The organism is Streptomyces sp. NPDC056161, assembly GCF_042268025.1.
Classification (GTDB): domain Bacteria; phylum Actinomycetota; class Actinomycetes; order Streptomycetales; family Streptomycetaceae; genus Streptomyces.
This window is the reverse complement of record NZ_JBHJUV010000061.1, coordinates 23,231-36,004: the sequence shown is the minus strand read 5'-3', so window position 1 is coordinate 36,004 and position 12,774 is coordinate 23,231. Positions and strand designations below refer to the sequence as shown.

Genomic DNA, 12,774 nt, shown 5'->3' with positions numbered 1-12,774 from the left:
CGGTCACACCTGGTGCGCACGGCCGAACGCCCCGCGCAGCAGCGCCCGGAAGGCATCCGCCGCCGGCGCCACCTCGTCCGCGCGGTGGGCGACCAGGATCGTACGGCGCATCTCGCCCCCCTCCAGCGCCCGCACCCCGACCGGCGTGACCGCCGTGCGCGCCACCATCTCGGGTACGACGGCCACCCCGAGCCCGGCGCTGACCAGCGCGCACACCACCGCGTACCCGGGGGTCGGCACCAGCACGGACGGCGTGGCCCCAGCCGCGGCCAGCAGGGACTCCACGCCCCGCCGGGCCGGATGGTCCGGGGCCATGCTGATCAGCGGCTGCCCGGCGAGTGCGGACAGCGGCAGCCGTGCGGCGCCGTCGCTCAGGGCGTGCCCCGGGGCGGTCACCAGGACCAGTTCCTCCACCAGTACCGGCTCCAGCCGCACCGAGGACGGCACCGGGAAGGGCTCGGCCGGGTGGTAGGCGTGCGTCAGCGCGAGGTCCACCGCACCGGCCGCGACGGCCGTCACCCCGTGCGGCGGGTCGTGGTCGGCGACCGACAGCTCCACGTCCGGATGGGCCCGGCGGAACGCGGCGAGGACCGGGGGCAGCAGATGGATACCGGCGGTCGGGAACGTGCCGAGCCGGAGCGTGCCTCCCGCCAGGCCGGTCAGCCGGGCCAGCTCGTGCCGGGCGCGGTCCAGTTCGTCGAGGATCCGGCGGGCCCGCGCCACCAGCAGCTCGCCCGCGTCGGTCAGCCGTGCGCCGCGGTGGTGCCGGACCAGCAGAGCGGCGCCCGCCTCCCGCTCCAGCTTCGCCAACTGCTGGGAGAGGGCGGGCGGCGTGTAACCGAGCCGTTCGGCGGCGCGTGTGATGGACCCCGCCTCCGCCACCGCGACCAGCGCGGCCAGTCGTGTCGGGTCGTACATGCCCTGCCTGCCCGGAGAAGTGCCTGACTGAAGAAGTGCCTGACTGAAGAAGCGCCGCGCGGTCCGAAAGAGGAGCCGGTGCGGGGAGGCGGCGGGCCCGGAAGGTATCCAGCCTGAAGAAACGCTTAAGGATAACCCAGGGGATCCGAAATACCTGCTGAGGGCATGTGCACGGCAGGCTGGTGCCATGGACGGTCAGCTCATCGCCTTCACCGGGATCGCCGCCGGCATGGTCGCCCTGCCGGGCGCCGACTTCACCGTCGTCGTACGCAACGCGCTCGTCTCCCGCCGGCACGGCGTCGCCTGCGCGCTCGGCATCGCGGGCGGGCTGCTCGTGCACACGACGCTTGTGGTCGCGGGGGTCGCGGCGGTCCTGGTGGCGGTGCCCCCGCTGTTCCGCGCGCTGCAACTGCTCGGCGGGGCCTACGTCCTGTACCTCGGCGCACGGACCCTGTGGTCCCTGCGCCGCCCCGCCGCGGAAGCCGGGCCGCCACCGCCGTCGGCCGCGCATCCGCTGCGGCAGGGGTTCGTCACCAACGCCCTCAACCCCAAGGTCTCACTGACCTTCCTCAGCCTGCTGCCCCAGTTCGTGCCGCGGGACGGCCCGGCGCTGCCCAGGACGCTGCTGCTGGCGCTGATCGTGATCGGACTGACCCTGGTGTGGTTCCCGGCGGTCGCGCTGCTGGTGGACCGGCTGGGCCGGTGGCTGCGCGAGCCACGTGCCGCGCTGGCCCTCGGCGCGGGCACGGGACTGGCCCTGGCGGCCCTCGGTGCGGTCCTGCTCCTCGAACCGCTGCTGTCCTGATGCCGGCTCAGCCGTGGGCGGGCGCCGAGGGGATGACGGCACGCCAGGGGCCGGCATCCCCTCGGACCGGTTCAGTTCACCCGTCCGTACCAGACTCGCCTGGTCCAGATCTTTTCCAGCCGCACCACGTCCCCGGTCTTCGGGGCGTGCCAGATCTTCCCCTTACCTGCGTAGATGCCGACGTGGTAGACGCTGGAACCCACATGGAAGAACACCAGGTCTCCGGCCTTGCGGCTCTTGACCGAGATGTGGCGCGTCTTGTTGTACTGCTGGGCCGCCGTACGCGGCAGGGCCTTGCCCGCCTTCTTGAACGAGTACAGCGTGAGCCCGGAGCAGTCGAACCTGCGCGGGCCGGTGGCCCCCCACTTGTAAGGGGAGCCCTTCTTGGACGCCGCGACCTTGAGGGCCCTGGCTCCCATGGTGGCCGCCTCTGCCTCCGGTGCCAGACCAGGGGCCACGATCGAGCCGCCCACGGCGGCGAGGGTGAGCGCCGAGGCCGTACCGGCCCGCGCCATCAGCGATGGGACACGATTGAGCGCAGTCATGCACAACCCTTCGTCAGCCGCCTGTGAAGGATGACCTGTCGGATTCGGGCTGGCGAAGTTGCCCGGCCGCGTCGCCACGGCTTCACCCCAAGGGCCGCTCGGACCGGACCTGCGTCCGTCCCGGCGACCCGTCGTGCCTGGGTCCTCCACTCCTGCCGATCCACTCCTGTCGACCGGGCATCCGGGCGGCGGCAGGACTCGGCGTCCGCCCGGACCGCCCCGCCGTGTGGCGGGGGCTTGTCGTCAGACAGGGATCTTCACTCACAACTGTCAGAAAATCCCAATGCAACCGGCGATGTGTGTCTTTGCTCACCACCCACCTGTTTGGGTGGACGGCGGTCCATTCCGTCCCTGGCCGAGACGCCGACGAGCCCTCGGACCAGCACGGGAGCACTTCGGCGGCTCTGTCGGCCACGCGCCCCGCACCCTCTTCGAGGTCCCGAAAAGGGACCTCTGCCTACGCTGAACAGGGGTACGTCGGTTGGGTCGTTTCAGCCCGGCCGCCGGCGTCGCGTCGACGTGGCGGACCGCGCGGGGTCCGGGGAACCCCGCATCACCCCGGGCCGTCCGGTGGCAGCGCGACCCGGGCGGTGCGCCGCTCGCCGTCCAGTACGCGCAGCGCCCGCGCCGGCGTCGCCGCGTGCAGTTCGCGCTCGCCCCGCAGGTGCATCAGGGCGAGCGCGTCCCGCAGCTCGACCGCCGTGCGCGCCAGCGCCTGGGCGGCCCGCGGCGCGGGGTAGGTGTCCGCGCCGTGCGCCGGGTTGATCCGGCCCAGCAGGTCGACCGCTTCGAGGCAGCGGTCGATCAGTTCGCCCTCTGCGCGGGTCAGGGAGGGCAGCGGCGGAAGTTCCGGCGGCAGCATCCGCGGCTCACCCGGCGTCCGGCGTGCGCGTGGCCCCGCGGCTGCGGACGATGTGGTCCACCAGGCCGTACTCCAGTGCGCCTTGGGCGTCCAGGATCAGGTCCCGCTCCAGATCCTCGTGGATCCGCCGAGGGGTGCGTCCCGTATGGCGGGCCAGGATCTCCTCCTGGAGGGCGCGGACGCGCGTCAGCTCCTCGGCCTCGATGACGAGGTCGCTGGGCCGGCCCTGTACCGGCCGCGGCAGTGACGGTTGCCGAAGCAGCAGCCGTACGCCCGGCAGGGCGAGCCGCTTGCCGGGCGTGCCGGCCGCGAGCAGCACGGCCGCCGCGGAGCCTGCCTGCCCGAGGCAGAGGGTGTCCACGTCGCAGGCGAGGTACCGCATGGTGTCGTAGATCGCCGTCATCGCGCTGAACGAGCCGCCCGGGGAATTGATGTACAGCGAGATGGGCCGGTCCGGCGCGGCGTGTTCGAGGTGCATGAGCTGCGCCATCACGTCGTTCGCCGCCGTGTCGTCGATCGGCGTGCCCAGGATGACGATGCGGCCTTCGAGCAGTTTCGAGTACGGATCGAGCGTGCGCAGACCGCTGCTCGTGCGCTCGGTGAACTCGGGCAGAACCTGACGGGCGGACGGTCGGATCATGACGTACCCCTCCTCGCGGCACAGCCGCTTCCGGCAAAAGCTCTCTGTAAAAAATGTACAGGACGTACAGACCGTTTCGGGCGGGACTGCGGTGTACGCGGGCGGACGCGGCCCGTGGGAAGGCCCGGGGGTGCCCCGTAAGCTGGGGGCATGGCCTACGAGATTCCGGTGACGCAAGCCAGGGCTGAACTCGCCGACCTGATCAACCGGGTCGTCTACGGCGGTGAGCGTGTCGTCGTCACGCGCCACGGCAAGCCCCTCGTCGCCCTCGTCTCCGCCGCCGACCTGGAGCGGCTCGAAGAACTGCCGGAGCCCGCCGACGACCAGGTGGTCAGCTCCGTCTCCAGCGTCCGCGAGGCCGGGGGCGCAGCCGGTGAACGACGGCGCTTCGGCATCGCGGCCGAGCATCGCGGTCCCCACGGCTCATGACCCGGACGCCGGTCGCCGACGCGCGCGCCACGGCCGGCCGGCGATGCCCGAACCCCGCCGTCGGGTGACGCCCGCGCCACCTGCGGTCCGTGACGCCTGCACCACCTCCCCGCCGCCGCGATGTCCCCGCCGCGGCCGGTAGGCGACGCCCGCACGAGCGCTGGTCGGTCGCCGCCGCCGGCCGCCGGCCGTGCTCGGCCACGGTGCCGCACCCGGTCGGGCGGTGCACCGCGGAGGGCGTCCCGGGGGGTCCGGCGGGCCGGTGGCTGTGATCGCGCCGGTATGACGGAGCCCAGGAAACGGTCATGAAGTGATCAAGGTCTGGTTAACGTCGCTGAAACTCCGGCGGACTAACCTGCCGATCCACGCCATCAGGGGTTTCCGTGTCCCAATTGGGCGAGATTACCCCCATTTGACCATGTGTTACATCTATCTCTGCCGTGGTGGCTGCGGCACTCGGACCCCGCACGGTCCGGAGCTAGGACTGTGAGGTGGGACATGCAACTGACCCCGCACGAGCAAGAGCGGCTGCTGATCCATGTCGCGGCCGACGTCGCCGAGAAGCGACGGGCCCGGGGTCTGAAGCTCAATCACCCCGAGGCGGTCGCGATCATCACGTCGCACATCCTCGAAGGCGCGCGGGACGGACGTGCCGTCGCCGACCTCATGGCCTCCGGCCGCACGATCCTCACCAGGGAAGACGTCATGACGGGCGTCCCGGAGATGATCCACGACGTCCAGGTCGAGGCCACCTTCCCGGACGGCACCAAGCTCGTCACCGTCCACGAGCCGATCGTCTGACGGGGGCCGCCGTGATTCCCGGAGAGATCCTGTTCGCCGAGGACCCCGTCGTCTGCAACGAGGGCCGCGAGGTCACCCGGCTCACCGTGCTCAACGCCGCCGACCGGCCCGTCCAGGTCGGCTCCCACTACCACTTCGCCGAGGCCAACCCCGGCCTGGAGTTCGACCGCGCCGCCGCACACGGAAAGCGGCTGAACGTCGCCGCGGGAACCGCCGTGCGCTTCGAGCCCGGCATCCCCGTCGAGGTCGGACTCGTCCCGATCGCCGGTGCCCGGATCGTGCCGGGCCTGCGCGGGGAGACCGGAGGTGCGCTCGATGCCTGAGATCTCCCGCGCCGCCTACGCCGACCTGTTCGGGCCGACCACCGGAGACCGGATCCGGCTCGCCGACACCGACCTGCTGATCGAGATCGAGGAGGACCGCTCGGGCGGGCCCGGTCTCGCCGGGGACGAGGCGGTCTTCGGCGGCGGCAAGGTCATCCGCGAATCCATGGGCCAGTCGCGGGCCACGCGTGCGGACGGCACCCCCGACACCGTGATCACCGGTGCGGTCGTCGTCGACCACTGGGGGATCGTCAAGGCCGACATCGGCATCCGCGACGGCCGGATCACCGGGATCGGCAAGGCCGGCAACCCGGACACGATGGACGGGGTGCACCCCGAACTGGTCATCGGCCCGGAGACCGAGGTGATCGCGGGCAACGGGCGGATCCTGACCGCCGGCGCGATCGACGCGCACGTGCACTTCATCAGCCCGCAGCAGGCCGACGAGGCGCTGGCCGCCGGCATCACCACGCTGGTCGGCGGCGGCACCGGGCCGGCCGAGGGCTCCAAGGCGACCACGGTGACGCCCGGCCCCTGGCACCTCGCCCGGATGTTCGAGGCGATGGAGCACTACCCGGTCAACGTCGGCTTCCTCGGCAAGGGCAACACCGTCTCGCACGAGGCGATGCTGTCGCAGATCCGCGGCGGCGCGCTGGGCCTGAAGCTGCACGAGGACTGGGGGGTGACCCCGGCCGTCATCGATGCCTCGCTGACCGTCGCCGACCGCACCGGCGTCCAGGTCGCCATCCACACGGACACCCTCAACGAGGCCGGCTTCGTCGGCGACACGCTCGCCGCGATCGGCGGGCGCGGCATCCACGCGTACCACACCGAGGGGGCCGGCGGCGGGCACGCGCCGGACATCATGACCGTGGTCCGTGAGCCGCACGTGCTGCCCAGCTCGACCAATCCGACCCGGCCGTTCACCGTCAACACCGCCGAGGAACACCTCGACATGCTGATGGTGTGTCACCACCTCAACCCCGCGGTCCCCGAGGACCTGGCGTTCGCCGAGTCCCGGATCAGGCCGTCGACGATCGGTGCCGAGGACATCCTGCACGATCTGGGCGCCATCTCGATCATCTCCTCCGACTCCCAGGCGATGGGCCGGATCGGAGAGGTCGTCCTGCGGACCTGGCAGACGGCCCACGTGATGAAGCGGCGCCGGGGCGCGCTGCCCGGCGACGGCCGCGCCGACAACCGGCGGGTACGGCGCTATGTCGCCAAGTACACGATCAACCCGGCACTCGCGCAGGGCCTCGCCCGGGACGTGGGATCCGTGGCGAGCGGCAAGCTCGCCGACCTGGTGCTCTGGGAGCCCGCGTTCTTCGGCGTGAAACCGCTGCTGGTCATCAAGGGCGGCCAGATCGCGTACGCGCAGATGGGCGATTCGAACGCTTCCATCCCCACCCCGCAGCCGATCCTCCCGCGCCCCATGTACGGGGCGATCGGCCGGGCGCCCGCCGCGAACTCGGTCAACTTCGTCGCCCCGGCGGCCGTCGAGGACGGGCTGCCCGAACGACTGCGGCTGGGCAAGCGCTTCGTCGCCATCGAGTCGACGCGCGGTGTGACCAAGGCCGACATGAAGGAGAACGACGCGCGGCCCGAGGTCCGGATCGACCCCGACAGCTTCGCCGTGCACATCGACGGTGAACTGGTCGAGGCCGCTCCGGCCGCAGAACTGCCCATGGCCCAGCGCTACTTCCTGTTCTGATGTCCCGGGCAGCACTCCTCGTCCTGGCCGACGGCCGCTTTCCCGCCGGAGGGCATGCGCACTCCGGCGGGGCGGAGGCCGCCGTCACGGCCGGGCGGATCACCGGTGCCGCCGACCTCGCGGACTTCTGCCGGGGGCGGCTGCACACGGCGGGTCTGGTGGCGGCCTCGCTCGCCGCGGCGGCGGTGCTCGGCATCGGCCCCGCCGCGCTGGACGCGGCGGCGGACGCCCGCACCCCCTCGCCCGCGCTGCGCGACGCCGCGCGCAGACTCGGCCGGCAGTTGCTGCGGGCCGCCAGGGCGACCTGGCCGTGTCCCGAACTTGACGCCCTGGGGCGGGAGTTCCCGAAAGGCGCGCACCAGCCCGTGGTGCTGGGCCTGGTGGCGCGTGCGGCCGGCCTGGAGGCCGCGGACGCGGCCCACTGCGCGGTGTACGAGAGCGTGAGCGGGCCGGCGACGGCCACCGTACGGCTGCTGAGCCTTGATCCGTTCGACGCGACCGGGGTGCTGGCCCGGCTGGCACCGGAGCTGGACGTGGTCGTGGGACGTGCGGTGGCGGCGGCGCGACGGGCCCTCGACGAGGGTGTGGACGCGTTGCCCGCGGCCTCGGCGCCGCTGCTGGAGATCGGGGCCCAGGCACACGCCGCACGGGCCGTCCGACTCTTCGCTTCCTGACCGGCCCACGGCACCCCGAGAAAAAAGCCAACAGAACCAACACAACCGCCGAAAGCCACGGAGTCGGCGAAACCCGCCTCGTGAAGAGTGGCTCGAAGGAGACCCGCCATGCATCTCGACCACGCTCACCTCGGCCCCGCGGCCGTCAGCGCCGACGCCCGGCGGGCGGACGGGTCGCGGCGGGCGCTGCGGATCGGCCTCGGCGGACCCGTCGGATCGGGCAAGACCGCCACCGTCGCCGCCCTGTGCCGGACCCTGCGGGACGAACTGTCGCTCGCCGTCGTCACCAACGACATCTACACCCGCGAGGACGCCGAGTTCCTGCTGCGTGAGGCCGTGCTGCCGCCCGAGCGGATCACGGCCGTGGAGACGGGAGCCTGTCCGCACACCGCGATCAGGGACGACATCTCCGCCAACCTCGAAGCGGTCGAGGACCTGGAGGACGAGGTCGGGCCGCTGGACCTGGTCCTCGTCGAGTCGGGCGGGGACAACCTCACCGCGACCTTCTCCAGGGGACTCGTCGACGCGCAGGTCTTCGTCATCGACGTGGCCGGCGGGGACGACATCCCGCGCAAGGGCGGCCCCGGCGTCACCACCGCCGACCTGCTCGTGGTCAACAAGACCGACCTCGCGCCGTACGTCGGTTCCGACCTCGCGCGGATGGCCGCCGACGCGAAGGCGCAGCGGGCCGGGCTGCCCGTCGTCTTCCAGTCGCTGCGCGGTGAGACGGGCGTCGCGGAGGTGGCGGCCTGGGTGCGCGAGCGGCTCGCCGCGTGGGCGGCGTGACCGCGACCGGGGTACGGGCGGCCGCGCGGATCGTCGCGCGCCCGGACGGCCGGGGCGGTACCGCGCTGCCCGTGCTGTCGGGCGAGGGCCCACTGGCGCCGCGGCGCACCCGGGCGAGCGGCGCTCGGGCCCGGGTCGTGCTCGTCGGGGCGATGGGCGGGCCGCTCGGCGGCGACCGGTTCAGCGTCGAGACGCTCGTTGCGGCCGGGGCCCGGCTGCACGTCGGGTCGGCCGCCGCGACCATCGCGCTGCCGGGCCAGGCGAAGGGCGAGGCACGCTACGACGTACGGCTCACCGTCGCCGCCGGGGGCGAACTGCGCTGGCTGCCCGAGCCGTTGATCTGTGCCGCCGGCAGCGAGCTGTCGGTCACCACCCGGGTCGACCTGGACGCCGGAGCCCGGCTCGTGCTGCGCGAGGAGCAGGTGCTCGGCCGGGTGGGCGAGGAACCCGGGCGGCTCGGCAGCCGGCTCACCGTGCGGATCGCCGGGCGCGCCGTCCTCGACCAGGAGCTTGCCTGCGGGGCCGGCGCGGCGGGCGGCTGGGACGGGCCCGCCGTGCTCGGCGGCCACCGAGCCGTGGGGCAACTCGTCCTCGTACGACCCGAGTTCACCGACCGGAGGCCGGTCGCCCGGATGCTGGGGCGGGACGCGGCGATCACTCCGCTCGCCGGTCCCGCTGTCCTGGTGAGCGCCGTGGCCGCCGACGGACTGCGGCTGCGGCGGACGCTGGACGAGGCACTGGCGCTGCTCGACCAGGATCCGTCAGACGGGACATGATCATCCGGTTATCGGATTGGCAAAGAAGGTCAACGACCCCTGTTCTCAGCCTCCGCACAGGCACGAGGATCCCCCTGACGTTCACAACTACGCAGGGGGAGGGGCCCACTTGAGGGACAACAGACGGAAGAACCGGGTGCTCGCACTCGGTTCGGCCACCGCGCTCGTCACTGCGACCCTGATAGCCGGCGCCGTCTCGGCGCCCACCGCCAGTGCCACCGCCGGTGCCGCCTCCGGGCACGGTCAGAGCCGAGAGGCCCGGGGCGTCGCGACAGCCGCCGAGCGGGCGGCGAAGGCCGGCATCGACTGGCAGGACTGCCCGGCCGACTGGGCGCTCGCCAAGCCCATCCAGTGCGGCTGGGTCACCGTGCCGCTCGACTACGCGAAGCCCGACGGCAAGCAGATCAAGCTCGCCGTCGACCGCATCGGCAACACGGGCACCGCACAGGAGCGCCAGGGCGCGCTCGTCTACAACCCGGGCGGTCCCGGCGGCTCCGGGCTGCGCTTCCCGACCCGGGTCACCACCAAGAACCCCGTGTGGGCGAACACGGCCAAGGCGTACGACTTCGTGGGCTTCGACCCGCGCGGTGTCGGCCACTCCACGCCCATCTCCTGCATCGACCCGCAGGAGTTCGTCAAGGCACCCAAGGCCGACCCGGTGCCCGACTCCGAGGCCGACAAGCTCGCCCAGCGCAAGCTGGCCCGCGAGTACGCGGACGGCTGCCACGAACGCAGCGGCACCACGCTGCCGTACATGACCACGCCGAACACCGCCCGCGACCTGGACGTCATCCGGGCCGCGCTCGGCGAGCAGAAGATCAACTACCTCGGTGTCTCCTACGGCACCTACCTGGGCGCCGTCTACGGCACGCTGTTCCCCGGGCACGTCCGGCGCATGGTCGTCGACAGCGTGGTCGACCCGGCGCGGGACAACATCTGGTACGAGGCCAACCTCAACCAGGACGTCGCCTTCGAGGGCCGCTGGAAGGACTGGCAGGACTGGGTCGCCGCGAACGACGCCACCTTCCACCTCGGCACCACCCGCGACGCCGTCCAGGCCCAGTGGCTCCGCCTGCGCGCCACCGCCAAGGCACACCCCATCGGCGGGGTCGTCGGCCCGGCCGAACTGACCTCCTTCTTCCAGAGCGCCCCGTACTACGACTCCTCGTGGGTGCCGGTCGCCACGGTGTTCGGCAAGTACGTCGCGGGCGACACCCAGGCCCTGGTGGACGCCGCCGCCCCGGACCTGTCCGACACCGCCGGGAACATCGCCTCGGAGAACGGCAACGCGGTCTACACCGCCGTCGAGTGCACCGACGCCAAGTGGCCCACCAGTTGGCGGCAGTGGGACCGGGACAACACCCGGCTGCACCAGGACTACCCGTTCCTGACCTGGGCCAACGCCTGGATGAACCTGCCGTGCGCCACCTGGCCGGTCAAGCAGCAGACCCCTGTCGACGTGAGGACCGGCAAGGGCCTGCCCCCGGTGCTCATCGTGCAGTCCACCCGGGACGCCGCCACCCCCTACGCGGGCGCCGTCGAACTGCACAAGCGGTTCTGGGGCTCCCGGCTGATCACCGAGCGGGACGCCGGTTCGCACGGCGTGACCGGGCTGGTCAACCCGTGCATCAACAGCCGGGTCGACGCCTACCTGCTCACCGGCGAGGTGGACGCCGCGGACGTGACCTGCGCCCCGCACGCCACGCCGAAGCCGTAACGGCGTACGGCAGGACATGAGGGGCGGCCGGGAGTCGTGTCCCCCGGCCGCCCCTTCCGTACCGCTCGCTCACCGTGCCCGCAGCCGCGTCCTCGGCCGCGTAGTCGAACAGGTCGGGACAGGCCCCGCGAGCATCGGGAGACCGTCGGTCAAGTCGCCCGGGGCGGGCTCGGCCCGCAGCCGGTCGACCGTCTCGGGCAGGCTCTCTGCGTACGGGGCGACGGTAGGGACCCGGACCCGGCGGACACCGCCCTTTCCGTCGAGGGCAGAGCCCGGCACGGGCCGCCTCGGGAACCTCCCGTCAGCTCAGCGGCGCCCGCGGGAACCTCCGCTCCTTCACCCCCTGCGCCGCCGCCTCCTCCGCCTTGACGACGGCGGCGTACCGGTCGACGTACTCCTGCTCCGACAGCGTCAGGATCGCGTACATGATCTCGTCGGTGACGGCGCGCAGGACGGTCTTCTCGTCCTCCATGCCGGCGTACCGGGAGAAGTCGAGGGGCTTGCCGAAGCGGATGACGACGCGATGGACGTTCGGGATGACCTTGCCCGGCGGCTGGGCCTCGAAGGTGCCGATCATCGCGCACGGGACGACCGGGACGCCCGCCTTCAGCGCCATCACCGCCACGCCGACCTTGCCCTTGTACAGGCGGCCGTCGTGCGAGCGGGTGCCCTCCGGGTAGATGCCGAGCAGTTCCCCCTTGCGCAGCACGCCGAGGCCCTCGCGGATCGCGGCCTGACCGGCGTCCTTGCCGGAGCGGTCGACCGGGATCTGACCGGCGTTGCGGAAGAAGAACGCGGTCAGCCGGCCCTTGACGCCGGGACCGGTGAAGTACTCCGCCTTGGCGAGGAAGGTGATGCGCCGCTTGAGGATCGCGGGCATCAGGAAGTGGTCGGAGAACGAGAGGTGATTGCCGGCGACGATGGCGGCCCCGGACGCCGGCACATGCTCCAGCCCTTCCGTGCGGGGCCGGAAGACCAGCCTGAGCAGCGGCCCCAGCAGCACGTACTTGAGCAGGTAGTAGAACACGGCTCGCCCCTTCAACTTTGCCAGGTCCGCTTCAAGACTGAGCCTTTCCCAGGTCGACGGCACGGTCAAGGAAGTCGGCCCATGTGGACCTCGGGTCGGGCCGGTGGGCGGGGGCGCCGGGCACGGAGGGGGCACGGGGGCGCCAGGTACGGAGGTGGGTGCCACGCAGGGAGGTGGGCGCCACGTGCCGAAGGGGCAGGCGGGCGCCGCGTGCAGGAGGACGCGGCCGGAAGGAGTACCGCCGGTGGCCGGTGGCCCCGCACCCCCTACGATGGACCCGATGACCCGAACCGACCGGCACCCGTCCCCGCCTCCACGGCGGTGGCGGGCGCTGCTCGTGCTCGGGCTGCTGGCCGGGCTGTTCGGCATGCACGCGCTGGCGCCAGGAGGTGCCATGGGCGGCGGATCGGACCACGGCTCCGTCCCGCACCGGATGGCGTCTCTCGCCGCCTCCCCCGACTGCCCGGACGACGGGCACTGCGGCGGACAGCACATGCAGCACGCCGACCCGACCTGCGCATCCGGCGCCGTGAGCTGGGGGCCCGTCCTGTCCGGGCTCGTCGCGCGACCGGTGGCCGCCGCCGTGCGTGCCGACCGGCCCGGCTCCTGCCCGGCCACGGCGCCCGACGGCGCCCGTGCGCCACCGTCCCTGGCGGAACTCCAACTCCTGCGGATCTAGAGGCCGCGACCACCGCACCCGGACCCCTCCGGCCGATGCGGTGTTCGGCATGCCCATGACCATCACGGATCATTTCGT

15 protein-coding genes and 1 riboswitch are annotated in these 12,774 nt (G+C 72.6%); of the genes, 10 read left to right on the top strand and 5 right to left on the bottom strand.

Features of this window, described 5'->3' with window-relative positions; translation table 11 throughout:
- Positions 1–3: 3 nt before the first annotated feature.
- Positions 4–918: a LysR family transcriptional regulator gene (locus ACFC09_RS38280; RefSeq protein WP_376536330.1), complete on the bottom strand. Its 915-nt coding sequence runs from the start codon at positions 916–918 to the stop codon at positions 4–6.
- A 187-nt stretch (positions 919–1,105) separates the two neighbouring features.
- Here ACFC09_RS38280 and ACFC09_RS38275 point away from each other — a divergent pair, with 187 nt between their 5' ends.
- Positions 1,106–1,723: a LysE family translocator gene (locus ACFC09_RS38275; RefSeq protein ID WP_376536328.1), complete on the top strand. Its 618-nt coding sequence runs from the start codon at positions 1,106–1,108 to the stop codon at positions 1,721–1,723.
- A 71-nt stretch (positions 1,724–1,794) separates the two neighbouring features.
- Here the strand turns inward: ACFC09_RS38275 and ACFC09_RS38270 are convergent, their stop codons facing one another.
- The 3 genes from ACFC09_RS38270 to ACFC09_RS38260 form a co-directional block, all read right to left on the bottom strand.
- On the bottom strand, positions 1,795–2,268 hold the full coding sequence (locus ACFC09_RS38270) for a C40 family peptidase (RefSeq protein WP_376536326.1): 474 nt from the start codon (positions 2,266–2,268) through the stop codon (positions 1,795–1,797).
- A 2-nt stretch (positions 2,269–2,270) separates the two neighbouring features.
- Positions 2,271–2,482: riboswitch (cyclic di-AMP (ydaO/yuaA leader) on the bottom strand.
- A gap of 339 nt (positions 2,483–2,821) precedes the next feature.
- Positions 2,822–3,130, bottom strand: a complete 309-nt coding sequence (locus ACFC09_RS38265) for a hypothetical protein (protein WP_376536324.1) — start codon at positions 3,128–3,130, stop codon at positions 2,822–2,824.
- Positions 3,131–3,137: 7 nt separating this feature from the next.
- A complete protein-coding gene (locus ACFC09_RS38260; protein ID WP_376536322.1) occupies positions 3,138–3,770 on the bottom strand; it encodes an ATP-dependent Clp protease proteolytic subunit in 633 nt (210 codons plus the stop codon).
- A gap of 150 nt (positions 3,771–3,920) precedes the next feature.
- On the opposite strand from ACFC09_RS38260, the gene ACFC09_RS38255 reads away from it, so the two are divergent.
- The 8 genes from ACFC09_RS38255 (at position 3,921) to ACFC09_RS38220 (ending at position 10,990) form a co-directional block, all read left to right on the top strand.
- On the top strand, positions 3,921–4,199 hold the full coding sequence (locus ACFC09_RS38255) for a type II toxin-antitoxin system Phd/YefM family antitoxin (RefSeq protein WP_376536320.1): 279 nt from the start codon (positions 3,921–3,923) through the stop codon (positions 4,197–4,199).
- A gap of 498 nt (positions 4,200–4,697) precedes the next feature.
- Positions 4,698–5,000: an urease subunit gamma gene (locus tag ACFC09_RS38250; RefSeq protein WP_376536318.1), complete on the top strand. Its 303-nt coding sequence runs from the start codon at positions 4,698–4,700 to the stop codon at positions 4,998–5,000.
- Positions 5,001–5,011: 11 nt separating this feature from the next.
- Positions 5,012–5,323: an urease subunit beta gene (locus ACFC09_RS38245; protein WP_376536316.1), complete on the top strand. Its 312-nt coding sequence runs from the start codon at positions 5,012–5,014 to the stop codon at positions 5,321–5,323.
- Positions 5,316–7,037: an urease subunit alpha gene (locus ACFC09_RS38240; protein WP_376536314.1), complete on the top strand. Its 1,722-nt coding sequence runs from the start codon at positions 5,316–5,318 to the stop codon at positions 7,035–7,037. The genes ACFC09_RS38245 and ACFC09_RS38240 overlap by 8 nt, the downstream gene beginning before the upstream one ends.
- Entirely contained in the window at positions 7,037–7,711 is a 675-nt protein-coding gene (locus tag ACFC09_RS38235; protein ID WP_376536312.1) for an urease accessory protein UreF, read from the top strand. The genes ACFC09_RS38240 and ACFC09_RS38235 overlap by 1 nt, the downstream gene beginning before the upstream one ends.
- A 108-nt stretch (positions 7,712–7,819) precedes the next feature.
- Positions 7,820–8,497, top strand: coding sequence for an urease accessory protein UreG (ureG, locus tag ACFC09_RS38230; protein WP_376536310.1), 678 nt, complete (start codon positions 7,820–7,822; stop codon positions 8,495–8,497).
- On the top strand, positions 8,494–9,273 hold the full coding sequence (locus ACFC09_RS38225) for an urease accessory protein UreD (RefSeq protein WP_376536308.1): 780 nt from the start codon (positions 8,494–8,496) through the stop codon (positions 9,271–9,273). Before ureG ends, ACFC09_RS38225 begins: the two co-directional genes overlap by 4 nt.
- A 109-nt stretch (positions 9,274–9,382) precedes the next feature.
- Entirely contained in the window at positions 9,383–10,990 is a 1,608-nt protein-coding gene (locus ACFC09_RS38220; protein WP_376536306.1) for an alpha/beta hydrolase, read from the top strand.
- 301 nt (positions 10,991–11,291) lie between these two features.
- Here the strand turns inward: ACFC09_RS38220 and ACFC09_RS38215 are convergent, their stop codons facing one another.
- On the bottom strand, positions 11,292–12,017 hold the full coding sequence (locus ACFC09_RS38215) for a lysophospholipid acyltransferase family protein (RefSeq protein WP_376536304.1): 726 nt from the start codon (positions 12,015–12,017) through the stop codon (positions 11,292–11,294).
- A 280-nt stretch (positions 12,018–12,297) separates the two neighbouring features.
- Here ACFC09_RS38215 and ACFC09_RS38210 point away from each other — a divergent pair, with 280 nt between their 5' ends.
- Positions 12,298–12,696 carry a DUF6153 family protein gene (locus ACFC09_RS38210; RefSeq protein ID WP_376536302.1) on the top strand — a complete coding sequence of 133 codons (399 nt, stop codon included), beginning with the start codon at positions 12,298–12,300 and terminating at the stop codon, positions 12,694–12,696.
- The last annotated feature ends 78 nt before the right edge of the window (positions 12,697–12,774 follow it).

Excerpts from the sequence above, each read along its gene's own strand:
- ACFC09_RS38280 (WP_376536330.1), bottom strand. The coding sequence starts at position 918 with ATGTACGACCCGACACGACTGGCCGCGCTGGTCGCGGTGGCGGAGGCG.
- ACFC09_RS38275 (WP_376536328.1), top strand. The coding sequence starts at position 1,106 with ATGGACGGTCAGCTCATCGCCTTCACCGGGATCGCCGCCGGCATGGTC.
- ACFC09_RS38270 (WP_376536326.1), bottom strand. The coding sequence starts at position 2,268 with ATGACTGCGCTCAATCGTGTCCCATCGCTGATGGCGCGGGCCGGTACG.
- ACFC09_RS38265 (WP_376536324.1), bottom strand. The coding sequence starts at position 3,130 with ATGCTGCCGCCGGAACTTCCGCCGCTGCCCTCCCTGACCCGCGCAGAG.
- ACFC09_RS38260 (WP_376536322.1), bottom strand. The coding sequence starts at position 3,770 with ATGATCCGACCGTCCGCCCGTCAGGTTCTGCCCGAGTTCACCGAGCGC.
- ACFC09_RS38255 (WP_376536320.1), top strand. The coding sequence starts at position 3,921 with ATGGCCTACGAGATTCCGGTGACGCAAGCCAGGGCTGAACTCGCCGAC.
- ACFC09_RS38250 (WP_376536318.1), top strand. The coding sequence starts at position 4,698 with ATGCAACTGACCCCGCACGAGCAAGAGCGGCTGCTGATCCATGTCGCG.
- ACFC09_RS38240 (WP_376536314.1), top strand. The coding sequence starts at position 5,316 with ATGCCTGAGATCTCCCGCGCCGCCTACGCCGACCTGTTCGGGCCGACC.
- ACFC09_RS38235 (WP_376536312.1), top strand. The coding sequence starts at position 7,037 with ATGTCCCGGGCAGCACTCCTCGTCCTGGCCGACGGCCGCTTTCCCGCC.
- ureG (WP_376536310.1), top strand. The coding sequence starts at position 7,820 with ATGCATCTCGACCACGCTCACCTCGGCCCCGCGGCCGTCAGCGCCGAC.
- ACFC09_RS38210 (WP_376536302.1), top strand. The coding sequence starts at position 12,298 with ATGACCCGAACCGACCGGCACCCGTCCCCGCCTCCACGGCGGTGGCGG.